We start from the raw sequence: 25898 nt of genomic DNA on the forward strand, positions 1-25898 counted from the left end.
ATGACCGACCCCGAGCACCCGGACGCCATCCGCCGCACCCGGGAGGTCCTCGCGTACCGCAACCGGTACATCGACGTCTACGACGACGAGGTCGCCTTCCCGAGCGGGACGGCAGGGCACTACCTGAGGATCCACGCCCGCGACGAGGGGTCCGGCGTGGTGATCCTCCCCGTGCACGGCCACCTCGTCGGCCTGGTCCGCACCTACCGCTATCCGCTCGGCCGCCCGCAGTGGGGTCTGCCCCGCGGCTTCTCCCAGAGCCCCGACCCGCTGGTCACCGCACGGGCCGAACTGCACGAAGAACTCGGCTGCCCCGAAGCCGAGTTCCGCCTCCTCGGCACCATGACCCCCGACTCCGGCCTGCTCGGCACCACCGTCGCCGTCGTTCACGCCGCCGTCCCCGCTGTCCCGGACTCGGCTCCCCTCGACTCCGACGAAGTCACCGGGACCCGCTGGCTCTCCCCCCCCGACCTCCGCCGCTGGATCACTGCCGGCGACCTCGACGACGGCATGACCCTCGCCGCCCTCACCCTCGCCCGGGCCCACGGGCTCCTCCCCTGACGACGTGCCTCCACCGACGGCGGACAGCGCTCTCTGACGCGCCGTCACAGTCGCCGGACATGCCGACGGCCCCTGACCAGGAGCTCTGGTCAGGGGCCGTCGTCAGGCGCGGAGGGTGTGGGATTTGAACCCACGGTGGCGCGAAGCCACGACAGTTTTCAAGACTGGTCCCTTAGGCCGCTCGGGCAACCCTCCTGGGCGGAGGCCAGCCTAACGGGTCGGGGCGGGTTCGGTGCACACCGTTTCGGTGGGGTGGGTCAGTTGTCGCCCTTGCGTTCGCCGAGGGTGACGGTGGTCTTGGCGGCCTTGCCGTCGCGGGTGTACTCGACCTCGACCTTCTCGCCGGGCTTGTGGGTCCAGATCTCGCTGACCAGGGTGGGGCCGCTGTCGATGGCGATGCCGCCGAGCTTGGTGATGACGTCGCCGGGCTTCAGGCCGGCCTGGTCGGCGGGGCCGCCGGGGGTGACGGCGGGGGTGTCGCGGACCGGGGCGGTGGCGATCTGGGCGCCGTCGCCGCGGTAGTCGTCGTTGCGCAGGACGCCGAGGATCGCGTAGACGGGGGTGCCGTCCTTGATCAGGGTCTGGGCGACCCACTTGGCCTGGTTGATCGGGATGGCGAAGCCGAGGCCGATGGAGCCGGCCCGGCCGGAGCCGCTGGTGTTGGACTGGATCGCCGAGTTGATGCCGATGACCGAGCCGGAGCCGTCGAGCAGCGGGCCGCCGGAGTTGCCGGGGTTGATGGAGGCGTCGGTCTGCAGGGCGTTCATGTACGAGGACTGGGCGCCGGTCTCGTCGCCGGAGGCGACCGGGCGGTCCTTGGCGGAGATGATGCCGGTGGTGACGGTGCCTTCGAGGCCGTAGGGGGCGCCGATGGCGATGGTGGCGTCGCCGATGGCGACCTTGTCGGAGTCGCCGAGCGGCAGCGGGTTGAGCTTGTCCTTGGGCGGGTTGTCGAGGCGGATCACCGCGACGTCGTAGCCCTCGGCGCGGCCGACCACGGAGGCGTCGTAGCTGGAGCCGTCGGAGAACTTGACGGTGAGCTTGCCGCCCTTGGCGGCGGGTGCGACCACGTGGTTGTTGGTCAGGATGTGGCCCTCGGTGTCGAAGACGAACCCGGTGCCGGTGCCGGACTCACTGGAGCCGGAGGCCTTGATGGTGACGGTGGACGGCAGCGCCTTGGCGGCGATCCCGGCGACGGACTCGGGGGCCCGGTCCAGGTTCTGGTGGGTGTTGCCGACGGCGACGGTGGTGCTGCTGTGGCTGTTGCCGCTGGTGCTGCTGTTGCTGCCCCTGTCGGAGACGGACGCGCCGATGGCGCCGCCGGCCAGGCCGGCGACCAGCGCGACCGCGGCCACCAGCGCGACCAGGCCGCCGCGCTTGCTCCTGCCGCCCGGTGCGGGCTGCGGGCCGGCCCACGGCGAGCCGGGTTCACCCGGTCCGCCGACCCCGGCCGCGCCGCCGGACGGGTGGGCCCACCCGCCGACCGGGTGGCCGGCGCCGAACGGGTGCTGCCCCTCGCCGGGAACGCCGGCCCCGGGCGCCCCGTCCTGCGCGAACGGCGCCGGCGGGACAACGGTGGTGTCGCCGGCGGCGGGCGCGTCGGCGGCGGGCCGCGCGTACGGGCTGTTCGGATCGCTCACGCTGCCGTACGGGTTCTGGAACGGCGGCGGCGCGTCCGCCGCGGGGGCCGGGGCGGCGGCGGGCGCGGCGGGCACCTTCCCGAGCTGCATGGTGTGGTCCGCCGACGGGGCGGCGGGCGCGGCCGGCAGCACCGGCGGCGGCGCATCGAGGTACGCGGGAGCGGAGGAGGCGGGGGCCGCCTCGGTGCCGGCGGCCCCGGGGGCCTTCTCCGGCGGGGTGGTACCACTCGCGTGCTCGGTGCTCACGGACGACCTCCATCGCTGACAGAACCTTGGGCTGCGGTCCGGGACGCGCGGGCGGCGCGGCCGCAGCCTCGGGGCACAGTTTTTCCTATGCCGGATTCGGACACCGTAAGCGGGCCCCTGAAGAAATCATGAGAAGCCTTAAGCCTCTCCGACATGCCTGTCAGTGGTTCCGCGATGCGGACGCCGTTCCCCCCGGCCTTGGCGTTCCCCAGCTCGGCGGCTAACCTGTCGCTCCTGTCAACGAAGAACGTCGCGGGAGCTTGGACCAGCCAGGCTGAGAGTGCGCCGGATCGACCGTAGGGCATGGCGGTGACGCCGTCGCGGGCGAGGGGGCGCTGACCGCCGGAACCTGTCCGGGTAATGCCGGCGTAGGGAGTATCGGCCATGACGGCTGTTCCGTCTGCCCAAATTTCCGATCTTGAGACCGGTGCGCGGGCCGAGGCCCCGCTGACCCTCGACACGGCGCCGCCGCGCACCCTGGACTTCCGGGCGCTGTTCGCGCTCTGGGCCAACCTCGGGGTGAGCCTGATCGGGTTCACCAGCGCCGCGACGGTGCTGGGCAAGCAGGGCCACGAGCTGGGCTTCGCCGCGGCGGTGACGGCGGTCGTCGCGGGCACCGCGATCGGCACCGCGATGCTCGCGGTGGCCGCCCTGGTGGGCGCCCGCACCGGCGCGCCGGCGATGGCGGTGCTGCGCGGCCTGTTCGGCACCAGGCTGTCGTACGTGCCGACGGTGCTGAACATCCTGCAGTGCGTCGGCTGGGGCGTGTACGAGCTGACGGTGATCGCCTGGGGCGCGCAGACGGTGGCCGGCACCGAGGACTGGCGCTGGCTGTTCGTGCTGCTGGCGGGCGTGCTGACGACGGTGCTGACGATCTGGCCGCTGGGCGCGATCGCGGTGCTGCGCAAGTACGTGGCGGTCGCGGTCGGGCTGGCGATGGTGTACTTCACCGTCCAGTTCGCCCGGCAGGGCTTCCCGGACCCGGGCGCGGGCAACTGGGACGGCTTCCTGTCGGCGACGGACGCGGTGATCGCGGTGTCGATCTCGTTCGTGCCGCTGGCCGCGGACTACACCCGGCACGCGCGCAGCTCGGCGAAGGCGTTCTGGGGCACGTTCTCCGGCTACACGGTGGCCCAGGTGTGGTGCTACATGCTGGGCGTGGTGGCGCTGCTGCAGTCCGGCGGCGACCCGGACCGGATCCTGGGCTCGTTCACCGGTGTCGCCGCGGGCTGGGCGTTCCTGCTGGTGCTGGTGCTCCGCGAGTCCGACCAGTCGTTCGCGAACGTGTACTCGACCGCGATGTCGATCCACAACCTGTGGCCGAAGGTCGACCGGCGGGTGCTGACCGGCGGCATCGGCGTGCTGGTGACGGTGCTGGCGCTGCGGATCAAGGAGTTCACCGACTCGTACTACGCGTTCCTCGGCCTGATCGGGTCGGTGTTCGTGCCGCTGTTCGCGGTCCTGGCGGTGGACTACTTCCTGGGCGCCGGCCGGCGCGGCTGGAACCTGGCGCAGGACGCCCCGGCGCGCCCGCTGATGCTGCTGCCGTGGGCGCTGGGCTTCGCGGTGTACCAGTTCCTGGCGCCGACGGCGGTGGCCGGCTGGTGGACCGACCTGTGGGCGAAGGCCCAGGAGGCGGTCCACTTCGCCCCGCAGGCGTGGAGCTCGGCCTCGCTGTTCTCGTTCCTGGTGGCGGCGCTGGCGACCGGCGCGGTGGCGGCGCTGGAGCGCCCGCGGGCCTGACGCGGCGTCATGCCGCGGTGCGGCGTCCCGGTGAGCTGTTCACCGGGACGTTGCCGTGCCGGAAGCAGGCCGTCATCCGGTGCCGCGTAGGGTGGTTGACGTGAACACCCAGCACAGCGCCTCGGCTTCGTCCTCCGCCCCGATCGACCGCTCGGCGGTCAAGGTGATCGCCCACCGCGGGTCCTCGGCGGCCCTGCCGGAGCACACCGAGGAGGCGTACCGGCGGGCGCTGGAGGAGGGCGCGGACGGGCTGGAGTGCGACGTCCGGGTCACCGCCGACGGGCAGTTGGTGTGCGTGCACGACCGCACGGTGCGCCGCACCTCCGACGGGCAGGGCGTGGTGTCGACCATGACGCTGGCTCAGCTGTCGGAGCTGGACTTCGGTTCGTGGAAGCACCCCGAGCGGCCGCAGCGCAGTTCGGTGCTGACGCTGGAGCGGCTGCTGGAGCTGGTCGCGGACGCCGGGCGGCGGGTCGAGCTGGCCATCGAGACCAAGCACCCGGTGCGGTACGCGGGCCGGGTGGAGTCCGAACTGCTGCGGGTGCTGGGGCGGTTCGGCCTGCTGCCGGCCGTGCCGGAGGAGTCCGCGGTGCGGATCATGAGCTTCTCGGAGCTGGCCCTGCACCGGGTGCGGCGGGCCGCCCCGGCGGTGCCCCGGGTGTACCTGTGGGAGCGTCCGGTGCCGCTGCTGGGCCGGACCAGGGCGCTGCCCGGCGGGGCGTCGATCGCCGGGCCGGGCATCTCGCTGGTGCGCCGCGACCCGGGCGTGGTGAAGGCGCTGCGCCGGGCCGGGCACCGGGTGCACGTGTGGACGGTGGACCGTCCGGAGGACGTCGAGCTCTGCCTGGAGCTGGGCGTGGAGGCGCTGATCACCAACCGCCCGGCCGACGTGCTGGCGCAGTTGGGCCGCTGACGGCCGGTCCGGGCGGGGTGGCACGCGCACCCCAATCGCGTGACGTAAATACCGAACGGGGTATTTCCCGTTGCCCATTCGGACAAGTCCGCAGTCCCGGCAGATGGTGAGACCCTGCTCACCTTTTGGCCGTGGGCCGTGCAGATGTCGTTAATCCCGCGATCGGATCCTCGAACGCCCGTTTCCGGCGCATTAACCGCGGGCATCCATCCCTCGGCAGAAGCTGAAGGAGGTCCGGGGGTGGCGTTGATGGTGGCGCGAGCTGTGCCAGTTCAGGCCGGGTCGACCTCATCGGCCATGGCCGTTCCGCACGGTCCGGCCAGTGTCTCGACAGCACGGCGCAGGCTGCGCAGCGATCTCGGTGATCGCTCGATACCGGATGCGGTGATTGACGACGCGGTGTTGATCCTCTCCGAACTGCTCAGCAATTCCTGTCGTCATGCCAGACCGCTGCCGGCCGATGATCCGGACGCGGCGGACAGATCCGGCGACGACGCGGAGGCCGGTACGGTGCTGGTGAGTTGGCGGATGCGCGGGGACGGCCTGCTGACCCTGGAGGTGACGGACGGCGGGGCGACCACCCGGCCGGTGCCGGCCAGTCCGTCGGTGACGGCGCACGGCGGCCGGGGTCTGAGCATCGTCGGCAAGCTGGCCAGGGACTGGGGGGTGCGGCACGCACCCGGTCAGGTGACGGTGTGGGCGGAGCTGCCGGCGTTCGAGCAGGTGGCGGGCGGGCGGGAGCGGCGCAGCGCCTGAACGGGGCGGCGCGGGCGAAGTAGGCTGCGCGGTGCAAAGTCCGCCGTCCCCGGGAGAGCCGCACCATGGCCAAGAAGGCCGCGAAGAAGCAGCCCAGCCAGTCCACCGTCGTCGAGGGCGAGATCCCGGTCGTCGGAGCGCGCGAGGCGTGCCCGTGCGGTTCGGGCCGCCGGTACAAGGCCTGTCACGGCCGCGAGGCGGCGCACGCGGTGCAGGAGTTGGTGCACCGTCCGTTCGAGGGCCTGCCGGGCGAGGCGGACTGGGTGGCGCTGCGCGAGCTGGTGCCGGCCGCCACGGTGCCGCTGAAGCTGGCGGCCGGGGTGGCCGAGGAGGCCGTCGGCGAGGTTCCGTCGGTGACGCTGGCGACGGTGCTGCCGCTGGCCTGGCCGGCGCTGCGCCGGGCGGACGGGTCGATCCTGCTGGGCCTGCAGACCCAGTCGTCCTCGGGCGACCTGAGCCGTGACCTGGCGGACGCGCTGGAGCTGGCGCTGGCCACCGAGCCGGGCACCCCGGTGCCGGCCCGCCGGACCAACCCGGGCGGCCGCCGCCTGCAGGAACTGCTGGACGTGACGGCCGAGTTCGTGCCCGCCGTGCACACCGGCTTCGAGTTCTGGCTGGAGGACGCCGAGTCGGCGACCGGCGAGGTCGCGGCCTCGCTGGAGCGGGCGAACGCGTCGGCGATCCCGACCGAGAAGCTGGCCGGCGTGGACTCCGCCTACTGGTGCGGCACCCCGGACAAGAACCACCTGCGCTGGGTGATGACCGTCCCCGAGGAGCAGCTGCTGGACGCGCTGGCCCGGCTGACCGCGGCCGGCGAGAGCTCGCTCGGCGAGGGCACCAAGCTGGTCGGCTCGTTCCGGGCGCACGGCCTGACCGTCCCGGTGTGGGACCTGCCGCTGGAGATGACCGCCGCCGACGTGGAGAAGCCGGCCGCGGAGTTCGCCGCGAAGCTGGCCGAGGTGCTGGCCGCGCCCGCGCCGCTGACCGCCGAGGAGCGCCGCTCCCGGGCCAACCTGGTGAACCGTCAGATCACCCTCAACTAGTCGGATGTGACCCGCGCCACATCGCCGCCGGGCCGCCGAAAATCCCAAGGGCCTTTCGGCGTGGACAAATTGGCGCGGAGCCGGATCTTTGTTACTGTTTGAACAGTCCGACCGCTGGTGCATCCCCCGTCGCCAGCGGTCGGGCCTTTTCTGTCTCCGGCCCTACCCGGCGGTCGGGGTGACGAACCGTCAGCCACGCGGCCGGGCGACGGCCGTGGCGGTGATCAGCCCGCCCAGCAGCGTGCCGACCTCCGGCAGCCAGGGCCGGCCCGGGCCGGGGCGGCACACCCAGTGCACCGGTCCGGCGCCCGTCCGCGACGGCGGCAGCACCAGGTAGCCGCCCGGCCCGTGGTAGCGCAACGCGCCCGGCACCCACGGCCGCTCCGACAGCAGCCCGCCGAGTTCCGGCAGCGTGTACGGCGCCGTCAGCAGCACGAACCGGCCCGGCGTGCCGAGCACCGGGCCGTACGGTACGCCGATCCCGTCCAGGTGCCGCAGCAGCCACGGGCCGGCCGGGCGGGGCAGGCTCACCGCGCACAGCGCCCGCCCGGTGGCCGCCAGCACCGGCGCGCCGGGCGCGCGCCGCTCCCACCAGTGGCGGACCATCCGCGGATCGGTGGTGGCCGCCTCCAGCGGCGGGTCGCACGGGTGCGCGCCGGGCATCGGGCAGAGCCGGTCCGGGCACGAGCAGGGGCCGGCCGGGCCGCGCAGCACCCGCGCGCCGGGCACCACCGGCCAGCCGCACCCGACGGCCGCGTGCAGCGCGGCGGCCAGCGCCAGCGTCCGGCCGCGGCGGCCCGGCCACCACTGGCCGACCCGCTCGGACATCGGCGCTCGGCGGTGTGGGCGCATGGCGACTCGTTCCTCTCCGCGTCGGTCGGCGTGGTCGGGGACTGGCGGGCGGTACGCGTGCGCTTCGGCTACCCGCCGCTGGAACGAGAATCCCCCATACGTCCGGATGGACGCGGGTCGGCCGACAGCGGTTCCACCGTACGAGTGAGTGCCCGGCGGCCCGGGTGGCATGCGGGAGGCCCCGCCGTACGATCCCTGGCACGTTCCGGCCGCCGCACTCCTGGACATGCCCCGATCGGCCTGTGTACAAGTGGGGGAATCGTGCCGAGTAGTGAGTAAAGACATCGTTTTCGGTCGGTCTCGGGGGTCCTGCGTGACACGTTCCGGATTGTGGGGAGTTGCGACATGACCGACGTCCAGCCGCTGACGTCCGAGGCCCTGACGTCCGAGCCGGTGCTGCTGCCGGAACTCGGCGAGCCCGCCTCGGCCGATCTGCAGGACCGTTTGGCCGGATGGCTGTCCGATTTCACCAGCCTCCAGGAGCACCTGGAGCTGCTGGCCAGGGCGGACGGGCTGTCCGGCACCCTCGACGCGCTGCTGGACTCCGGCGCGGCGCTGCTCGGCGCCCGCCGCGGCCTGGTGGTCACCCGGGGGCCGGGCCCGGCCCGCACCCTGGCCCGGCCGGTCGGCCTCGGCCTGGACCGGTCGGTGCTCGGCGCGCTGGAGACCCTGCCGGCCGAGCACGGACCGTTCGCGGACCTGCTCGGCCGGCCCGCCGCCACCGGCCGGCTGCTGATCTCCGACCTGGCCGCCGACCCCTCGGTCGGCCCGCGGTTCCGCGAACTCGCCGCCCAGCTCGGCCTCGGCGCCTGCTACGCGCTGCCGCTGGCCACCCCGCGCGAGGGCGCGCTCGGCGCCGCCGTCTGGTTCTACGACGAGCCCGGCAGCCCCGACGAGCGCCGCGAGCACCTGGTGCGCCGCTACTGCGAGTTCGCCGCCCCGCTGCTCGCCCGCCAGCTGGAGTCCGACCGCGCGGTGCGCGCCACCGCCGCGCTGCGCCGCTCGCTGCTCCCCGACCACCTGCCGGCCCGGCCCGGCCTGCGGACCGCCGCCCGCTGCGTTCCCGCCGCGCTGGAGCGCTCCGCGGGCAGCGACTGGTACGACGCGCTCGCGCTGCCGGACGACACCGTGGCGCTGACCGTCGGCAGCGTGCTCGGCGGCGGCCCCGGCGCCGGGCCGGGCGCGGGCGCCGGCGCGGCCGCCGCGATGGGCCGGGTGCGGGCGGCGCTGCGCGCCTACGCGGTCCTGGAGGGCGAGGACCCGGTGTCGGTGCTCGGCGACCTGGAGCTGCTGCTGAAGACCACCGAGCCGACCCGCTCGGCGACCGCCGTGTACGCCAACGTCGACCCGGCCGAGCGCCGGATCGCGCTGGCCGGGGCGGCGAACTGCCCGCCGGTGCTGCTCACCCAGCACGGCGCGAACTTCGTGGAGACCTCGCTGTCCGCGCCGCTCGGCATGCTGAGCTGCTGGGAGGCCCCCGGGGTGGAGCTCACCGCGGAGCGCGGCGACGTGCTGGTGCTGTACACCGAGGGCCTGGCCCGCCGCTTCGGCGCCAGCCTGCACGCCGGACAGAGCGCGCTGCGCCGGGTCGCCGCCGACGCCCCCCGGGACGTCCGCCTGGACCCGGACCGGCTCTGCGACCACCTGTTGGCCGAGGCCGGCGGCGAGGACCCGGGCGAGGACGACCTGGTGCTGCTGGCCGCCCGGTTCGAGTAAGGCCCGTCGCAGCTCGAAGGGGCTTTCTTCACTCGAACGGCCCTACGTACCATGGGGGCGACGTCCGCCCTCGCGCCCCGCGACCCGGGGAGTGCGGGGCGGTACCACGCGCAAGGAGGCGACGCAGTGACCGAGGACCGCAGCCCGGCGGTGTCCGAGAACCCCGAAGGGACCGCCGACGGCGAGGAGGAGGACAAGCCGATCAAGAGCCGCAAGAACGGCCTGTACGGCGAGATCTCCGAGGAGCTCACCGCCTCGATGCGCTCCGGCTGGGCCGACACCGAGCTGCACGGCCTGCAGCCGGTCGCCCAGGCCCCGTACGCGGCCGAGCGCCGCGCCAAGCTGTCCGCCGCCTTCCCCGGCGAGCGGCTGGTCGTCCCGGCGGGCAACCTGCGCACCCGCGCCAACGACACCGAGTACGCGTTCCGCGCCGCCAGCGAGTACGTGCACCTGACCGGCAACCAGACCGAGGACGCGGTGCTGGTCGGCGAGCCGGTCGACGGCGGCCACGAGTTCGCGCTCTACCTGCTGCCGCGCTCCGACCGGGAGAACGGCGAGTTCTGGCTCAGCGGCCAGGGCGAGCTGTGGGTCGGCCGCCGCAACTCCCTCACCGAGGCGTCCCAGCTGTACGGCCTGCCCGTCCGCGACGTCCGCAAGGCCGCCGAGGAGCTGGCCGCCGTCACCGTGCCGACCCGCCTGGTGCGCGGCTACGACGCCGGCCTGGAGGCCGCCCTCGCCGAGCAGCTCGACGAGGAGAAGGACGACGAGCTGAAGGTGTTCCTGTCCGGGCTGCGCCTGGTCAAGGACGAGTGGGAGATCGGCGAGCTGCGCGCCGCCTGCACCTCGACCGTCAACGGCTTCACCGACGTGGTGCGCGAGCTCGGCCAGGCGGTCGCCACCTCCGAGCGCTGGATCGAGGGCACCTTCTGGCGCCGCGCCCGGGTCGAGGGCAACGACGTCGGCTACGGCACCATCGCCGCCGCCGGCCCGCACGCCACCACCCTGCACTGGGTCCGCAACGACGGCGACGTCCGCCCCGGCGAGCTGCTGCTGCTCGACGCCGGCGTGGAGACCCACACCCTCTACACCGCCGACGTCACCCGCACGCTGCCGATCAACGGCTCCTTCACGCCGCTGCAGCGCAAGATCTACGACGCGGTGTACGACGCCCAGGAGGCGGGCATCGCCGCGGTGAAGCCGGGCGGCAACTTCCGCGACTTCCACGACGCCGCGCAGCGGGTGCTCGCCGAGCGCCTGCTGGAGTGGGGCCTGATCGACGCCTCGGTGTACGACGTGGAGAAGGTCCTGGAGCTCGGCCTGCAGCGCCGCTGGACCCTGCACGGCACCGGCCACATGCTCGGCCTGGACGTCCACGACTGCGCGCACGCCCGCCGCGAGAACTACGTGGACGCGGTGCTGGAGCCCGGCATGGTGCTGACCGTCGAGCCCGGCCTGTACTTCCAGGCCGACGACCTGACGGTCCCCGAGGAGTACCGCGGCATCGGCGTCCGGATCGAGGACGACATCCTGGTCACCGCCGACGGCAACGAGAACCTGTCGATCGGCCTTCCCCGGCAGGCCGACGAGGTGGAGGCCTGGATGGCCTCGCTGACGGGCTGACCCCGCCGCAGCGTCGCCCCGAAGCCCCCGTCCGGTCCGCCGGCGGGGGCTTCGGCGCGCTCAGTGTCGCCGGCCCCAGCCGGAGCGGGCGGCGACGGTCACGACATTCTTCTCGAAACGGGCACGGGTGGGCGTGAACATGGCTGCTCTCCGGCAAGAGGGTGTGGTGGACTGCCGCGGGCGGCGCTCCCGCTGCCCCCGCTGACGCCTCCATCCTCCCGGGCGGTTGCGGGTCAGTTCCAAAGGTTTTCCGTCCCCGCCCGATCAGCCTCCGGCACGGCCCGTGCGCACCCGGTCCGGCCCGGGGCCGCACCCGGCACGGCGGCGGCGCGGGCCGCTACACTCGCCGCGAACCCCCCACCGGCCGCACCAGGAGCACCACATGGCCGAGCCCGTACCCGTCGTCATCGGAAAGCGCCCGGCCCCCGTGCACACCGTCGCGGTGTACGCCTTCGCGGGCATGGCCCCCTTCGAACTGGGCGTCGTGGTCGAGGTGTTCGCCCTCGCCCGGCCCGAACTCGCCGGCCTGCTGGCCGCCCCCTGGTACGACGTGCGGGTGTGCGCCGAGCGCCCCGGGCACCCGCTGGAGGCGGTCGGCGGTTTCACCCTGACGCCCCGTCACGGCCTGGAGGAGCTCGCCGCCGCCGACACCGCCGTGGTGGTCGGCGTCCCCGACCCGTACGGCCAGGTGCCGCCCGCCGTGGTCACCGCACTGCGCACCGCGCACGCCCGCGGCGCCCGGGTGGTGTCGATCTGCTCCGGCGCCTTCGCCCTGGCCGCCGCCGGCCTGCTCGACGGCCTGCCCGCCACCACGCACTGGCGGTGGGCCGACGAACTGCGCCGCCGCCACCCGCAGGTCCGGGTCGACCCGGACGTGCTGTACGTCGACAACGGCCAGGTGCTGACCAGCGCCGGCAGCGCCGCCGGCATCGACCTGTGCCTGCACCTGGTCCGGCAGGACCACGGCGCGAAGGTCGCCAACACGGTCGCCCGCCGCTTCGTCGCCCCGCCGCACCGGGACGGCGGGCAGGCGCAGTTCGTCGAGGCGGCGGTGCGGCCGGTGGAGGAGCCCGAGGACGGGGTGGCCCGCTCCATGCGCTGGGCGCTGGACCACCTCGCCCGGCCGCTGACCGTGCCGCTGCTGGCCCGGGCGGCCGCCATGTCGGACCGCTCGTACCTGCGGCACTTCACCGCCCGCAACGGGGTGAGCCCGATGCGGTGGGTGGCGATCCAGCGGATCGCGGCCAGCCTGCCGCTGCTGGAGTCGCCGGAAGGCAGCGTCGAGGAGATCGCCGCGGCGGTGGGCTTCGAGTCGGCGGCGACGTTCCGCCACCACTTCGGCCGCACCATGCGCACCTCGCCGTCCGCCTACCGGCGCACCTTCGGCCGGGCGGCCTGAGGGCGCGGAGCCCGACACCGCGTCGGGACCGCCCGTGCCTCAGTGCTGCTCCGGCGTCAGGACTGCTCCTGCCGGTCCGCGTTGGCGTGGATGGCGTCCCGCAGCCAGCCGGCGAGGCCCGGGGCGAGCTGCTCGTAGGTCGCGGTGAACCGCTCGTCGGCGACGTACATGTCGCCGAGGCAGCGGTGCATCTGCGGGGCGCACTCGTAGAAGTTCAGGCCGATGTGCGCGCGGTGCTGCTCGGCGGCGTCCATCGCCTCCGGGCTGTCCGGCGCCGCGCCGGCCGTGAACGCCGCCACCAGCGCGTCGTTGACGGCGTCGGTCTCCTCCTTGATCCGCTCCCAGTCCGCCTTCGTGTACTTCGAGGTCCTCGCCCGGGACTGCTTCCACGCGTCGGTGTCGCCCCAGCGCTGCTCGGCCTCGTCCTCCCAGCTCTCCTGGTAGTCCTTGCCGAACACCTCGAACTTCTCCTCGGGGGTCAGCTGAATTCCCAACGTCCTTGCCTCCATCGCTCGTTCGACCGCCGCGGCGAGGTCTTCCAGCTTCCTGATCCGATCGCCGATCAGCTCGCGCTGCCGGCGCAGGTGCTCGGTCGGGCTGACCGAGCGGTCGTCCAGGATCGCCGCGATCTCCTCCAGCGGGAAGCCGAGTTCGCGGTAGAACAGGATCTGCTGCAGCCGGTCCAGCTCGGCGTCGTCGTAACGCCGGTAGCCGGCCCGGGTGCGGCCGCCGGGGGACAGCAGCCCGACCTCGTCGTAGTGGTGCAGGGTGCGCACCGTCACTCCGGCGAGCCGGGCGAGCTGCCCGACCGTGTACCCGCTCATCGCGTCCTCCTTCCCTCCCGCTGCGAACCAGCCTCCGGCCTCACGTCGCGTGAGGGTCAAGCCGGTTCGCCGGGGCGGTCATTCGGACTCGCCGTAGCGGACCAGGTAGCCGGCGAACCGCTCCAGGTCCTCGTCGTCCCAGGAGGTGAAGCGGTCGGTGAAGGCCCGCCGCCGCTGCTCGTACGCCTCCGCCAGCAGCTGCTCGCCCGCGGCGGTCAGGTGCAGCAGCTGGCCGCGCTGGTCGTCCGGGTCGGCCTGGCGGGCGAGCAGGCCGAGCCGCTCCAGCGCCCCGACCTGGCGGCTCACGGTGGACTTGTCGAGCATGAAGTGCGCCGCCAGGTCCGCGCCCCGGCAGGAGCCGCGTTCCTTGACCAGGTCGAGCATGCTGTACGTGACCAGCGAGAGCTCGGGGTGCAGCTTGGCTGCCTTGTGGCGGGCCCGGCGGGCGAACGCGGTGAGCTCGCGCTGAATGGTCTCCAGCGCGGCGTCGCGGTCGGGCATGGCGGTGGCTCCTTCGTCGTGCGGTGTTGCGACCCACGGTAGGGGCAGCCGCACTCAGACGCCGACCGCCTCCTCCATCTCCTCCTCGGCGGGCTCCCCGGCGGTCGGCGCCGGGGCTGTGGCGGCGGCGGCCCGACGGCGCTCGGTGCGGGCGGCCAGGAGGAGCAGCGCCGCGCCGGCCGCGAGCCAGCCGAACAGGGTGGCGACGTGGCCGCCGAGCCCGGCCCGGCCTTCGAAGTGGACGTGGTCGCGGACGCCCTCCAGGAAGCCCGCGCCGTTCCAGAAGGAGTGCAGCGCGGCGTAGAAGCCGTTCTGCAGCTCGGGCTGGAAGATGCCGCCGGAGCTGGTGAAGTTGAGCATCACGAACAGCGCCATCATGGTCAGCGTGGTCCACCGGCCGAGGAAGGTGTGCAGGGCGGTGCCGATCGCGATGATGCCCGCCGAGTACAGCCAGCTCATCGCCCAGACGCCGAACAGGCCGTGGTCGACCAGGTGGAACACCGGCCCGGCCAGCGCCGCGCCGAACAGGCTGACCACCAGCGCCACGCCGAGGCCGAGCAGGGCGCGCACCCGCATCGTCAGGGCCGCGCCGGCCGCGCCGAGCACCGCGACCGAGCCGTAGGAGCCGATGCTCAGCGCCACCAGCAGGAAGAACAGGCCCTGCCCGGTCGGGTCGCCGGCCGACAGCGGGGTCAGTTCCTGGACGGCCAGCGGCTTGTCCTGCTGGGCGGCGACCCGGGTGAAGACCTTCTCGGCGGCGCTCGCCGAGGTCTCCGAGTTCGCGGTGGCCACCAGGAGGGTCGGCGTGCCGGCGTCGGGGACGTAGGCGGCGACCAGCTCCCGGTCGAGCAGCCGGCTCCGGGCCGCGTCGGAGTCGGCCAGGGTGGTGACGTCCAGCGCGTCGCCGGCCTTGTCCTGGAGGGTGTGCGCGAGCGCCTGGGCCTGCGGGCCCTGGCCGACCACGGCGACCGGCAGCCGGTGCGGGGCGGGGGCGTGGAAGGCGGACAGGTACGCGATCCCCATGCCGAGGCACATCAGCAGCGGGGTGAGCAGGTGGGTGAGGACGTGCCGCAGGGCGGGGCGGGACACCGCTGAGAGCGAGGACATCGCGACTCCAGGGTTGGCAAATGCAACTAACTGGTTGCACTTTACAACGCTGAAATGCTTCGCATCCACCCTTCCGCCGCCCCTGTGACCCGCCCCACCCCGCTACAGCAGGTCGTCCAGCTCCCGCAGCAGCCGCGCCTTGGCCCGCGCCCCGACGATCGAGCGGACCGGCTCACCCCCCTGGAACACCATCAGCGTCGGCATCGACAGCACCCCGTACGCGGCCCGGGTCTCCGGATTCCGGTCCACGTCCAGCTCGACGATCTTCAACCGGCCCGCCTGCTCCTCGGCCATCTCGGCCAGCACCGGCGCGATCATCCGGCACGGCGGGCACCAGTCGGCGGTGAACTTCACCAGCACCGGGCCCTGCTCCGCCAGCACCTCGTCCGCGAAGTCCTGGTCGGTCACCACCTGCACGCCACTCATCGGATCCCCTCTCGTGTCGCTCACTCGTCCTTGCGCACCAGCTCGCAGCTCGGCTCCGGGTCCGCCGCGGCCAGCGCGTCGCGCGCCGCCTCGGCCTGGCCCAGCTGCGCCGCCACCCGGTCCCGGATCTCGCTCAGCCGGGCCACCATGGCGTCCAGTTCGGCGAGCTTCGCCCGGTACACCTCCAACGAGGCCGGGCAGGAATCGCCCGCCGGATGCCCGGCCCGCAGGCACTCCACGAACGGCCGGGTCTCCTCCAGCTCGAACCCGAAGTCCTGCAGCACCCGGATCTGCCGCAGCAGCCGCAGATCCTCCTCGTCGTACGCCCGGTACCCGTTGCCACCGCGCCGCGCGGGCAGCAGCCCCCGCGACTCGTAGTACCGCAGCGCCCTGGTGGTGGTCCCCGCCCGCTGCGCCAGCTCGCCGATCCGCATGCCACGACGCTAGACCTTCACCCCGGCGTCAACGCCAGCCTCCGCGCGCAGGACGAGGTTCGACGAATACCCGGGAAGCGCTCGCCAAGATCCTTTACCCTCACCGGGTGACCGACCTGACGACGGCCCTGCTCGCGGCCTACGACGAGCACATGCGCGGCCTCGGCGCCGCCCGCGACGGCGAGACCCGGCAGAGCGACGGACCGCTGCTGCGCACGTACGGCGGCTTCCGCGGCTTCATCACCTCCCCCACCGCCGACATCGGCCTGCGCGGCGCCGAACTCGACGAGCTGATCACCCGTCAGCGCGACTTCTTCGCCGCCCGCGGCGAGGCCGTCGAATGGAAGACCCGCGGCCACGACCTCCCCGCCGACCTGCCCGAGCGGCTCACCGCCGCCGGCTTCGCCGCCGAGGCCCCGGAGACCGTCCTGATCGGACTGGCCGCCGAACTCGCCACCGCCACCCCGGCGCCCGAGGGCATCGTGCTGCGCCGGGTCAGCGCGCTCGCCGACACGCGGCGGATCGCCGCGATGGAGAGCGAGGTCTGGGGCGAGGACTGGAGCTGGCTGGCCGCCGACCTCGCCGACCGCGCCGCCGCCGACCCCGACGGCTTCCTGGTCGTCGTCGCCGAGACCGACACCCGCACCCCCGAAGTGGTCTCCGCCGCCTGGCTGGTGCGCAACCCCGGCACCGAGTTCGCCGGCCTGTGGGGCGGCTCCACCCTCGCCGCCTGGCGCGGCCGCGGCATCTACCGCTCGCTGGTCGCCCACCGCGCCCGCTGGGCCCTCGACCGCGGCATCCGCTACCTCCAGGTCGACGCCTCCCCCGACAGCGCCCCCATCCTGCGCCGCCTCGGCATGCACGCCGTCACCACCACCACCCCGTACGTCTGGACCCCGCCCGCCTCCTGACACCCCCCGACCCGCGAGGACGCTCCGGCCCGGAGAATGCCGGAGAATCTCCGCCAGCATGTAGAGAAGCCCCTCGCCCGCTCCGACCACTGGACGCACACACCCGCCGAGCACAGAGGACGTGGTCCCCGTGAAGTACCTGCTGATGACCTACGGCAACCAGGAGAAGTGGGCGTCGATCTCCGCCGAGGAGTGGCCGGAGGCGATCGCGAAGCAGGACGCGTTCAACGAGCGCTACCGCGCCAGCGGCGAACTGATCGGCGCCTACGGCCTCGGCGACGCCGCCGCCGCCCGCCTGGTGCGCCGGCAGGACGGGCTGCCCGCAGTCAGCGACGGCCCCTACCTGGAGACCAAGGAGTACATGGCGAGCTTCTACCTGCTCGACTGCGAGAACGAGCAGCGGGCGCTGGAGATCGCCGCCGACATGCCGTGGGCCGACCAGGAGCCGGTGGAGCTGTGGCCGATCCTGCACGAGACCCCGATGGCGGACCCTGCCGCGTGACCGACCCCACGGCCGCCGACCAGGACCTGCTGCGCACCCTCGCGCCGCAGGTCCTGGCGGCGCTGCTGCGCCGGCACCCCGGAGCGTTCGACAGCTGCGAGGACGCGGTGCAGGAGGCCCTGCTCGCCGCCGCGACGCAGTGGCCCCGGCAGGGCCGCCCGGACAACCCGCGCGGCTGGCTGGTGACGGTGGCGTCCCGGCGCCTGGTCGACCTGGTGCGCGCCGACCGGGCCCGGCGCGAGCGCGAGGAGCGGCTGTTCCTCGCCACCCCGCAGTCCGAACTGCTGGGCCGCCCGGCGGACACCGGCCCCGAGGCGGACCGGGACGACTCGCTGGCGCTGCTGTTCCTGTGCTGCCACCCCGCGCTGACCGCGCCGAGCCGGATCGCGCTGACCCTGCGCGCCGTGGGCGGCCTGACCACGGCGCAGATCGCGGCGGCGTTCCTGGTGCCGGAGGCGACGATGGCGCAGCGGATCAGCCGCGCCAAGCAGACCATCCGCTCCTCCGGCCTGCGGTTCGCGCTGCCCGGCCCGGGCGAGACGGTGGAGCGGCTGCGCGAGGTGCTGCAGGTGCTCTACCTGGTGTTCAACGAGGGCTACACGGCCACGTCCGGCGACGACCTGACGGCCCCTCACCTGTCGGACGAGGCGATCCGGCTGACCCGGCTGCTGCTCCGGCTGCTGCCCGACGACGCCGAGGTGATGGGCCTGCTGGCGCTGATGCTGCTCACCGACGCCCGGCGGCCGTCCCGGACCGGCCCGGGCGGCGAGCTGGTGCCGCTGGCCGAACAGGACCGGTCGCGGTGGGACGGCGCCGCGATCGCCGAGGGCGTCGCGCTGGTGGAGCGGGCGCTGCCGCACGGCCGGGTCGGCCCCTACCAGCTGCAGGCGGCGATCGCGGCGCTGCACGACGAGGCGCCGAGCGTGGCGGACACCGACTGGCCGCAGATCCTGGCCCTGTACGACCTGCTGGTGCGGGTCGCACCCGGCCCGATGCCGGAGCTCGGCCGGGCGGTGGCGCTGGCGGAGGTGCACGGGCCGGAGCTCGCGCTGAAGGAACTCGGCGCGCTGGAGCCCGCGCTGGGCCGCCACCACCGCTTCCTCGCGGTGCGCGCCGAACTGCTGGCCCGCAGCGGCGACCCGGCCGGCGCGGCGGAGGCGTTCCGCCGGGCGTCCGCGCTGGCGCCCAGCCTGCCGGAGCGCCGCTTCCTCGCCGAGCGCGCCCGCGGGGCGGTGTAGCCCCGCTCGTCCGGGGATCGCGCCGGTGCGCGGCTCAGCTGCCGACGGCGGCGGCCACCGCGGCGTCGACGGCGCCGTACAGCTCGGAGCGCAGGCCGAGGCGGCTGGCCCGGATCTCGACCGCCTCGGCGACGGCCGGCTGGGCGTAGCGGTCGACGGACTCCCGGATGCCGTGGATCAACGGCGCGCCGGCCAGGCCGAGTTCGCCGCCGATGACGATGGCGGCGGGGTTGAGGCAGTTGACCAGGTCGGCGAGGACGCGGCCGATGGTGCGGCCGGCCTCGCCGATGACCCGGGCGGCGGCGGGGACGGCCGCGAGTTCGCCGAGCGGGGGCAGTTCGACGGGTTCGCCGGGGCGGGCGCCGGGGCTGAGGACGTGGGCCAGGCGGCGGCGGACCTCGACGATGGAGGCGACCGACTCCAGGCAGCCGCGGTTGCCGCAGCGGCACCAGGTGCCGGTGTCGGGGAGCTGGATGTGGCCGATCTCCCCGGAGATGCCGCTCGCGCCGCGGTAGATCCGGCCGTCGAGCAGCAGTCCGGCGCCGATGCCGGTGGACGCCTTCACGTAGATCAGGTCGTTGACGGCCTGCCCGTCGTTGTGGGCGCGTTCGCCGCGGGCGCCCATCTCGGCGTCGTTGCCGACCGTGACGGGGCGGCCGAAGAGCCGGCCGAGTTCGGCGGCGGGGTCCATGCCGATCCACTGGGAGAGGGTGGAGGGGGCGCGGACCACGTTGGTGCGGGTGTCGAGGGCGCCGGGGATGCCGGCGGCGACGGCGGTGATCGCGTCGATCGGGTGTCCGGCGGCGGCCAGCGCGCGGTCGGCGAGGGTGCGGGCGGCGTCGAGGACCTCGCGGGGGTGGTTGTCGACGTCGAGGTGGGCGGTGGCTTCGCCGAGCAGGGCCCCGGTGGTGTCGGCGACGGCGGCGGTGACGTGGGTGTGCCCGAAGTCGAAGGCGAGCACGAGGGCGTGGGCGCGGCGCAGGGTGACGGCGGCGGCGCGGCGGCCGCGTCCGCCGGTGGTGGCGGCGGTGGTTTCGCCGGCGAGTCCTTCGTCGAGGAGGTCGGTGACGGCGCTGCTGACGGCGGAGCGGGAGAGCCCGGTGAGCCGGCTGATCTCGGCGCGGCTGAGCGTGCCGTGCTCGCCGAGGACGGCGAGCAGGGTGGCGCGGGTGCGCAGGCGGCGGGCCGAGGGGGCCGGGTTGGCGGGGGCGGTCATGGCGGGAACGGTAGCGGACGGCGACCGGATATACACCGTTGAACGGATTATTTGACAGATGTCTTGTCCTCTTGACGGACGAATTGGCCTATACCTATCGTCGAGGTCAGCTACCTGCCGTTCAGGGAGCAGCAGCACCTCATGCGCCGGCTCGGGAACGCGCCGGGAGAGGAAAGGCCGATGAACGCCACCCAGAGCCGTCATCGCTGGTGCGTCGAGATCCCGCACGCCAACGAGGTCCGCTCCGGCCGCCACCTGTTCATCGTGGACGCCGCCGCCGAGGAGGACGCCCGCCTCGCCGCCATCGAACGCGCCGAGTCGGCCGAGGCCCGCCGCCACCGCCGCGATGCCGCCCTGGACCTGGCCCAGGTCACCGTGGTCCACCTCGGGCTGCTGCGCGCGCACTGACCCCGCCGCCGCACCGCCCGCACCACCCCGATCCCCCGACGGCCACCGGCCGCCGGGGGATCGCGCATTCCGCCGCGCCGACGACCGCGCCGCGCGCCGGCACCCGCGCCCGGAACAGGGGTGTGACTTCACCCGACCGAATTTGTATGCTTCGCTGACCCTCTACAGCACTGTAGAAGTTCGACTCGGCGCCACAGCCGACCGCAACCGGGAAGGGTGCGTCATGTCTGCACGCAGGGCGGGGGCCCACAGCACCGGAGCCGGGCGCGGCCGCCGGATCCGGCGGATCGCCCTGTGGACCACCGCCGGCGTCGCCGCCCTCTCCCTCACCACCGGCGGCCTGGTCTACTACCGCCTCAACGGCAACCTGAGCACCTTCGACAGCTCCGGCGTCAGCAAGGACCGCCCGGACGCCGCCACCGCCGACGCCCAGGGCCGGACCCCGGTCAACCTGCTGCTGATCGGCTCCGACTCGCGGGCCGGCGCCAACAAGGACCTCGGCGGCGGCCAGGACGGCGGCGCCCGCTCGGACACCGCGATCCTGCTGCACGTCTACGCCGACCACAAGCACGCCGTCGGCGTCTCCGTCCCGCGCGACTCGCTGGTCGCGATCCCGCCCTGCATGCTGCCGAACAAGACCTGGACCAAGCCGCAGGCGTCCGCCATGTTCAACAGCGCCTTCTCGGTCGGCGACACCGACCAGGGCAACCCGGCCTGCACCCAGAACACCGTGGAGAAGCTCACCGGGCTGCGCGTCGACCACACCATGGTGATCAACTTCCAGGGCTTCGCCGACATGACCAAGGCCGTCGGCGGCGTCGACGTCTGCCTGCCCAAGCCGGTGTACGAGGGCGACCTCGACCCCAACCTCGGGCACCGCGGCAAGGTCCTCTTCAACCAGGGCCACCAGAAGATCTCCGGCCAGGCCGCCCTGGACTACGTCCGAATCCGGCACGGCCTCGGCGACGGCTCCGACATCGGCCGCACCAAGCGCCAGCAGGCCTTCCTCTCCTCGCTGATCAAGGAGGTCAAGGGGCAGGGCATGAACCCGGTGACGCTGCTGCCGCTGGCCGACGCGCTCACCAAGTCGCTCACCGTCGACGAGGGCCTCGGCTCCGCGCAGAAGCTCGTCGACTTCGCCATGTCCCTCAAGGACATCGACCTGCACGACATCAAGTTCCTCACCGTGCCGTGGCGCTACCAGGGCGAACGGGTCGCCCTGGTGCACCCCGACACCGACCAGCTGTGGGCCGCCCTCAAGGCCGACCGCACCCTCGACGGCCAGGACGCCACCGGCGGCACGGCCCCCTCGCCCTCCGCCACCACCGCGCCGGCGGCCGGCCGGGCCCCCGCCAAGGTCGACGGGACCGGCATCCGGGTCGCCGTCTACAACGGCACCGACGCCGGCGGACTGACCGGCCGGGCCGCCGAGGCGCTGGAGGCCTCCGGGTTCACCGTCACCGGCCGCGCCAACGCCGCCTCCCGCACCCACGCCACCACCCTCGTCGAGTACGGGCCCGGCGAGAAGGCCAAGGCCGAGAAGGTCGCCGCACTGTTCCCCGGCGCCGCCCTGCAGGCCGGCAGCCGCACCGGCATCAGCCTCACCCTCGGCGCGGACTACGCGGCCGGCAACGGCACCACGGCCGCCCCGCCGCTGCCCACCGGCCCGCTCCCCACCAGCGTCAGCCAGGCCCGCTCCGCCGACGACGACGCCTGCGCCGACCTCACCTACGGCTGACCGGCACTCGACCACCACGGGGGACAGCAGCGATGCACCCGCTCTCCGGCCACGGCCCCACCCAGCAGGACCGCGCCGACTTCGAGTACGCCCTCGGCCGGGCCCTCGCCGACCCCGCGGTGCGCGCCGCCCTGGCCGGCGACACCCCGCAGGCCGCCCGGCTGCGGACGCTGGCCCGGCAGCGCACCGCGGAGATCCTGGCCGCCGCCGAACCCGAGTACCTGACGTACCGTCGGCTCCGCGAGGCCGCGCCCGACCGGCCGCTGCCCGCCGCCGGCACCGACGACCGGCTGTCCGGCTGGTTCGGGGCACTGGCCCTGGTGGTGCCGATCGTCACCGGCAGCGCCGCCGCGGTGTTCTTCCTGCTCGGCGCCGTCATCGGCCTGTCCCGCCCGCACCAGGCCCTCGCCGACGCGCTGCGCACCGCCGCCTGGTCCACCGTCGCCGCCGCCGTCGCCAGCGCGCTGATCGGCCTGCTCGGCCTGCTGTTCAGCGCCGCCCGCCAGCGCGCCACGCCGCCCGGCGACCCGCAGCACGCCCAGGACCTGTCCGCCGCCCGCACCGCCTGGCGCACCGCCCTGCTGCACCGCGGCCTGATCCCGTTCCTGCTCGCCGGACTCCACGCCGCCGGCACCGGACGGGACGCCTGACGCTTCGTCAACTCCTCCGACGAACCGGCGAGTTCCGCTTCGATCGGCCGCCGGGTGCGCCGGTAGCATGCCCGGTCGGCCGCACCCGGCCGACCGCCCGCGAGGAGAAAGCCGAGCCGATGGACGTACCACTCCCCACCCCCGCGCCGCCCGCGGGCTGCCCCGCCCACGGCACCCGGGTGCCGCTGTACGGGCCCGGGTTCGCCGCCGACCCGCAGGCGTACTACGCCCACCTGCGGAGCTTCGGGCCGGCCGCGCCGGTGGAGCTCGCACCCGGCGTGGAGGCCACCCTGGTCACCGACTACGCGACCGCACTGGGCCTGCTCCAGGACCCGGCGACGTTCCGCAAGGACCCGCGCCGCTGGCGGGCCCTCTACGAGGGCCGGATCCCCGCCGACAGCCCGGTGCTGCCGCTGCTCGGCCCGCGCCCCAACTGCATGTTCACCGACGGCGCCGAGCACCTGCGGCTGCGCCGCGCGGTCACCGACTGCATGGCCCGGGTGGACCCGCGCCGCCTCGCCCGCACCACCCGGCAGGTCTCCGACTTCCTGGTCTCCCGGTTCGCCGGGCAGGGCTCCGCGGACCTGCTGGGCGCCTACGCCAAGCAGCTGCCGCTGCTCGTCTTCAACGACCTGTTCGGCTGCACCGCCGAGATCGGCGACCGGGTGCTGTTCGGCATCTCCGGCATGTTCGACGGGGTGAACGCCGAGCAGGCCGCCCAGGTGCTGTTCGGCGCCGTCGGCGAACTCGTCGCCCTCAAGCGGGCCCGGCCCGGCGACGACGTCACCTCCTGGCTGATGGCCCACCAGCAGCGCCTGAACGACGAGGAGATGGTCCACCAGCTGGCCCTGCTGCTGGGAGCCGGCGCCGAACCGCTCGGCAACCTGATCGGCAACACCCTGCACCGCCGCCTCACCGACGACGCCTACCTCAGGGCCGGCGGCCTCACCGACGAGGCGATCGACGACACCCTGTGGGACAACCCGCCGATCACCAACCTCGCCCCGCACTACCCGGTCACCGACCTGGACCTCGGCGGACAGCGGGTCCGGGCCGGCGACCTGGTGCTGGTCGGCTTCGCCGCCGCCAACACCGGCCCCGAGCTGGTCGCCCGCCGCCAGGCCGGCAGCCGCGCCTACCTGTCGTGGAGCGCCGGACCGCACGCCTGCCCGTCCAAGGACCCGGCGCTGCACATCACCATGACCGCGCTGGACAACCTCTTCCAGCAGCTGCCCGACCTCGAACTGGCCGTCCCCGAAGCCTCGTTGACCTGGCGTCCCGGCCCGTTCAACCGCGCCCTGACCGCCCTCCCGGCCCGCTTCACCCCGACCGGCCCCGCCCCCGCCGCCCCCACGGCGGCGGAAGCACCCACCGCACCCGCGGCACCGGAAACACCCGCCACGCCCGCCGGAAAGCCCGGCCGGTGGAGCCAGTTCCTCGCCTGGCTGACCGGCTGACGGCCCTCCCCCGCCCGGCGCCGACCCTCCCCCGCCCGGCGCCGACCCCCCGCCGGCCCGCGCGGCGAATACCCCCGTGCACATGTTCGTACGCCTCCACTAGCATTCCCCGCGCCCACCGGGCGGCGTTCGTCCGGAACGCCGCCGGGGGCTCCAAGGGGAGATCACCACGTTGAACAGAACTCCGGCTGCACGCCTCCGTGCAGCCCTCGCCTCGGCCGTCACGGCCGGCCTCGCCCTGCTCACCGTCGCCGCGCCCGCGCACGCGGCCGGCGGCGCCCCGACGACGCCGACCGACCTGTACAACGACTACCAGGCGTGCTCCACCGACCAGGCCCGGCCGCACTACGGCACCGGGCGTGCGGGGATCACCGTCGAAGGCATCCCCGGCCACACCGACCCCGGTGTCCAGTGGGTCACCGCGCAGTACCGCGCCTGGCCGCTCTCCGACCCGTCCCAGGTCGTCACCGCCGAGCGCCCGTACTCGTTCACCGGCAACGAGGCGGTGGCCACCCTCGGCGGCTACGGCAACCCGCTGCGCGACGGCGAGACCTACGCCTGGCAGGCGCGGACCCTCGACCCGGGCAGCGGCGCCGCCTCCGACTGGACGGCCCCCTGCTACGTCACCACCGACGACACCTTCCCGAACGCCGAGCCGACCGTCAGCTCGCCCAACTACCCGACCGGGCAGGCGAACCAGGGTGGCGCCCCGATCACGCTGAACTTCGGCGCCAACGGCGTGAGCGACCTCGCCGGCTACGCGTTCACCTGGTCCGGCTCGTTCCCGATCGCCGGCGGCGCGACCATCGGCGAACACGGCATCCCGGTCTACCACGACCCGTTCGAGACCAGCCCGAACTACTTCGTCCGGGCGAGCTCGCTCGGCGGCCCGGCCACCGTGAGCGTGATCCCGCCGGTCAACAGCGGCTTCCTGATGCTGCGCGTGGCCGGCCTGGACCGGTCGCTCAACATGGGCCCCGCCACCACCTACTACATCTCGGTCAAGCCGGACGCCCCCACCGTCACCCAGGTCTCCAACTCGCCGCAGTACGGCAAGCCCGCGACCTTCAAGCTCACCCCCGACCCCGGCGTGCAGGCCGTGAGCCCGGTCGTCAGCTACACCGTCCACCACTTCGGGCAGACCCGGACGGAGAGCACCGTCCCGGCGTCCGCGGCCGGCATCGCGGAGCTGAAGGTCACCCTGGACAGCCCGTACGGCGAGTCCCTGCTCGTCACCTCCACCAGCGCCAACGGCTGGGTCAGCCAGCAGCAGTGGTGGCGGACCGACGGCGACGCCGCCGCCCCGACCGTCAGCTCGGACGTCTACCCCGAGGACGCCGCCGGCGGTGGCGTGGGCGTGCCCGGCACCTTCACCTTCACCCCGAAGGTCAAGGGCGCCGTCAGCTACACCTACTCCGTCAACTGGGGCGCGGAGACCACCGTCCCGGCCGGCGGCCGCGGCGAGGCGCAGATCTCCTGGACCCCGACCGAGAGCGGCTGGTACGCCCTCGAAGTCCACGGCACCACCAAGGACGGCCTCCAGACACCCCCGGCGTACTACTACTTCACCGTCAACTGACCCACCCCGGTCCGACGCCGCGAACACGAGAAAGCCCCAGGTCGGTGACCTGGGGCTTTCTGCTGGAGCGGGCGACGAGAATCGAACTCGCGCTCTAAGCTTGGGAATCTCGCTCACTGCCACGGCCCACACACCCACCACCTGCGGTTACGGGGGCAGCAGCCCTGGCGTGACCTCGCCGTCAAGGGGCACTGTTGACCGCCATTGACCGCGTGTCCCCACTACTTAGGGCACGGCTGGGGCACGCCGCCAACCGTCACGCTCTATCAGGTCACCGCCGGGCCTGCCAGGTACTCGTCTGGACGACGGTGCCACGCGGACTCCCAGGCACCCAGCATGAAGTTCCATCCTCCTCGGGCCGCACCCTGTTGACCTGGGCATGAAGCCCTGGGCGAGATTGACGAATCTCCGGAGCGCC

At 74.0% G+C, this 25898-nt stretch carries 24 protein-coding genes, 1 tRNA gene and 1 riboswitch; of the genes, 16 read left to right on the plus strand and 9 right to left on the minus strand.

Annotated elements, in window-relative coordinates; all coding sequences use genetic code 11:
* On the plus strand, positions 1-561 hold the full coding sequence (locus ACFV1L_RS14280; RefSeq protein WP_380365726.1) for an NUDIX hydrolase: 561 nt from the start codon (positions 1-3) through the stop codon (positions 559-561).
* Between the two features lie 109 nt (positions 562-670).
* On the opposite strand, the gene ACFV1L_RS14285 is transcribed toward ACFV1L_RS14280, so the two are convergent.
* Positions 671-756, minus strand: a tRNA-Ser gene (locus tag ACFV1L_RS14285).
* A 62-nt stretch (positions 757-818) separates the two neighbouring features.
* Positions 819-2447: a S1C family serine protease gene (locus ACFV1L_RS14290; RefSeq protein WP_380365728.1), complete on the minus strand. Its 1629-nt coding sequence runs from the start codon at positions 2445-2447 to the stop codon at positions 819-821.
* Between the two features lie 242 nt (positions 2448-2689).
* A riboswitch (TPP riboswitch) is annotated at positions 2690-2841 on the plus strand.
* Here ACFV1L_RS14290 and ACFV1L_RS14295 point away from each other — a divergent pair.
* The 4 genes from ACFV1L_RS14295 to ACFV1L_RS14310 all read left to right on the plus strand — a co-directional run bounded on the left by ACFV1L_RS14295 (position 2832) and on the right by ACFV1L_RS14310 (position 6902).
* Complete coding sequence (locus ACFV1L_RS14295) at positions 2832-4190, plus strand: purine-cytosine permease family protein (protein WP_380365729.1); 1359 nt, start codon at positions 2832-2834, stop codon at positions 4188-4190. Its footprint overlaps the riboswitch before it by 10 nt.
* Positions 4191-4290: 100 nt before the next feature.
* Complete coding sequence (locus ACFV1L_RS14300; protein WP_380365731.1) at positions 4291-5103, plus strand: glycerophosphodiester phosphodiesterase; 813 nt, start codon at positions 4291-4293, stop codon at positions 5101-5103.
* Between the two features lie 249 nt (positions 5104-5352).
* Positions 5353-5859 carry an ATP-binding protein gene (locus tag ACFV1L_RS14305; protein WP_380365817.1) on the plus strand — a complete coding sequence of 169 codons (507 nt, stop codon included), beginning with the start codon at positions 5353-5355 and terminating at the stop codon, positions 5857-5859.
* Between the two features lie 65 nt (positions 5860-5924).
* Complete coding sequence (locus ACFV1L_RS14310) at positions 5925-6902, plus strand: DUF5926 family protein (protein ID WP_380365733.1); 978 nt, start codon at positions 5925-5927, stop codon at positions 6900-6902.
* Positions 6903-7091: 189 nt separating this feature from the next.
* Here ACFV1L_RS14310 and ACFV1L_RS14315 read toward each other — a convergent pair whose 3' ends face one another.
* Positions 7092-7754, minus strand: a complete 663-nt coding sequence (locus tag ACFV1L_RS14315) for a bifunctional DNA primase/polymerase (protein WP_380365735.1) — start codon at positions 7752-7754, stop codon at positions 7092-7094.
* A gap of 345 nt (positions 7755-8099) precedes the next feature.
* On the opposite strand from ACFV1L_RS14315, the gene ACFV1L_RS14320 reads away from it, so the two are divergent.
* From ACFV1L_RS14320 to ACFV1L_RS14330, 3 genes are all read left to right on the plus strand, one after another.
* The gene (locus tag ACFV1L_RS14320) at positions 8100-9470 is read left to right on the plus strand and encodes a PP2C family protein-serine/threonine phosphatase (RefSeq protein ID WP_380365737.1); all 1371 of its coding nucleotides are present in this window, start codon (positions 8100-8102) and stop codon (positions 9468-9470) included.
* A gap of 126 nt (positions 9471-9596) precedes the next feature.
* A complete protein-coding gene (locus tag ACFV1L_RS14325; protein WP_380365739.1) occupies positions 9597-11090 on the plus strand; it encodes an aminopeptidase P family protein in 1494 nt (497 codons plus the stop codon).
* Between the two features lie 382 nt (positions 11091-11472).
* Complete coding sequence (locus ACFV1L_RS14330; RefSeq protein WP_380365741.1) at positions 11473-12489, plus strand: helix-turn-helix domain-containing protein; 1017 nt, start codon at positions 11473-11475, stop codon at positions 12487-12489.
* 56 nt (positions 12490-12545) lie between these two features.
* On the opposite strand, the gene ACFV1L_RS14335 is transcribed toward ACFV1L_RS14330, so the two are convergent.
* The 5 genes from ACFV1L_RS14335 to ACFV1L_RS14355 all read right to left on the minus strand — a co-directional run bounded on the left by ACFV1L_RS14335 (position 12546) and on the right by ACFV1L_RS14355 (position 15781).
* Positions 12546-13313, minus strand: a complete 768-nt coding sequence (locus ACFV1L_RS14335) for a MerR family transcriptional regulator (protein WP_380365742.1) — start codon at positions 13311-13313, stop codon at positions 12546-12548.
* 78 nt (positions 13314-13391) lie between these two features.
* Positions 13392-13814 carry a MarR family winged helix-turn-helix transcriptional regulator gene (locus ACFV1L_RS14340; RefSeq protein WP_380365744.1) on the minus strand — a complete coding sequence of 141 codons (423 nt, stop codon included), beginning with the start codon at positions 13812-13814 and terminating at the stop codon, positions 13392-13394.
* A 54-nt stretch (positions 13815-13868) separates the two neighbouring features.
* Positions 13869-14921: a hypothetical protein gene (locus ACFV1L_RS14345; RefSeq protein ID WP_380365746.1), complete on the minus strand. Its 1053-nt coding sequence runs from the start codon at positions 14919-14921 to the stop codon at positions 13869-13871.
* Positions 14922-15023: 102 nt separating this feature from the next.
* Positions 15024-15347, minus strand: a complete 324-nt coding sequence (gene trxA, locus ACFV1L_RS14350; protein WP_380365748.1) for a thioredoxin — start codon at positions 15345-15347, stop codon at positions 15024-15026.
* A 20-nt stretch (positions 15348-15367) separates the two neighbouring features.
* Positions 15368-15781 carry a MerR family transcriptional regulator gene (locus ACFV1L_RS14355; protein ID WP_380365750.1) on the minus strand — a complete coding sequence of 138 codons (414 nt, stop codon included), beginning with the start codon at positions 15779-15781 and terminating at the stop codon, positions 15368-15370.
* A gap of 107 nt (positions 15782-15888) precedes the next feature.
* On the opposite strand from ACFV1L_RS14355, the gene ACFV1L_RS14360 reads away from it, so the two are divergent.
* The 3 genes from ACFV1L_RS14360 to ACFV1L_RS14370 all read left to right on the plus strand — a co-directional run bounded on the left by ACFV1L_RS14360 (position 15889) and on the right by ACFV1L_RS14370 (position 18432).
* Positions 15889-16692 (plus strand): GNAT family N-acetyltransferase, encoded by an 804-nt coding sequence (locus ACFV1L_RS14360; protein WP_380365752.1) that lies wholly within the window; start codon positions 15889-15891, stop codon positions 16690-16692.
* Positions 16693-16822: 130 nt separating this feature from the next.
* Positions 16823-17194: a YciI family protein gene (locus tag ACFV1L_RS14365; RefSeq protein ID WP_380365754.1), complete on the plus strand. Its 372-nt coding sequence runs from the start codon at positions 16823-16825 to the stop codon at positions 17192-17194.
* A complete protein-coding gene (locus ACFV1L_RS14370; protein ID WP_380365756.1) occupies positions 17191-18432 on the plus strand; it encodes an RNA polymerase sigma factor in 1242 nt (413 codons plus the stop codon). The genes ACFV1L_RS14365 and ACFV1L_RS14370 overlap by 4 nt, the downstream gene beginning before the upstream one ends.
* A 34-nt stretch (positions 18433-18466) precedes the next feature.
* Here ACFV1L_RS14370 and ACFV1L_RS14375 read toward each other — a convergent pair whose 3' ends face one another.
* A complete protein-coding gene (locus ACFV1L_RS14375) occupies positions 18467-19648 on the minus strand; it encodes an ROK family transcriptional regulator (RefSeq protein ID WP_380365758.1) in 1182 nt (393 codons plus the stop codon).
* Between the two features lie 180 nt (positions 19649-19828).
* On the opposite strand from ACFV1L_RS14375, the gene ACFV1L_RS14380 reads away from it, so the two are divergent.
* The 5 genes from ACFV1L_RS14380 (at position 19829) to ACFV1L_RS14400 (ending at position 25480) form a co-directional block, all read left to right on the plus strand.
* Entirely contained in the window at positions 19829-20056 is a 228-nt protein-coding gene (locus ACFV1L_RS14380; protein WP_380365759.1) for a hypothetical protein, read from the plus strand.
* A gap of 223 nt (positions 20057-20279) precedes the next feature.
* Positions 20280-21794, plus strand: coding sequence for an LCP family protein (locus ACFV1L_RS14385; protein WP_380365761.1), 1515 nt, complete (start codon positions 20280-20282; stop codon positions 21792-21794).
* Positions 21795-21826: 32 nt separating this feature from the next.
* The gene (locus ACFV1L_RS14390; RefSeq protein WP_380365763.1) at positions 21827-22444 is read left to right on the plus strand and encodes a hypothetical protein; all 618 of its coding nucleotides are present in this window, start codon (positions 21827-21829) and stop codon (positions 22442-22444) included.
* Positions 22445-22563: 119 nt separating this feature from the next.
* Positions 22564-23901, plus strand: coding sequence for a cytochrome P450 (locus tag ACFV1L_RS14395; protein ID WP_380365765.1), 1338 nt, complete (start codon positions 22564-22566; stop codon positions 23899-23901).
* A gap of 172 nt (positions 23902-24073) precedes the next feature.
* On the plus strand, positions 24074-25480 hold the full coding sequence (locus ACFV1L_RS14400) for a hypothetical protein (RefSeq protein WP_380365766.1): 1407 nt from the start codon (positions 24074-24076) through the stop codon (positions 25478-25480).
* Positions 25481-25898: the final 418 nt, after the last annotated feature.

Source organism: Kitasatospora sp. NPDC059646, from assembly GCF_042734615.1.
Taxonomy (GTDB): domain Bacteria; phylum Actinomycetota; class Actinomycetes; order Streptomycetales; family Streptomycetaceae; genus Kitasatospora.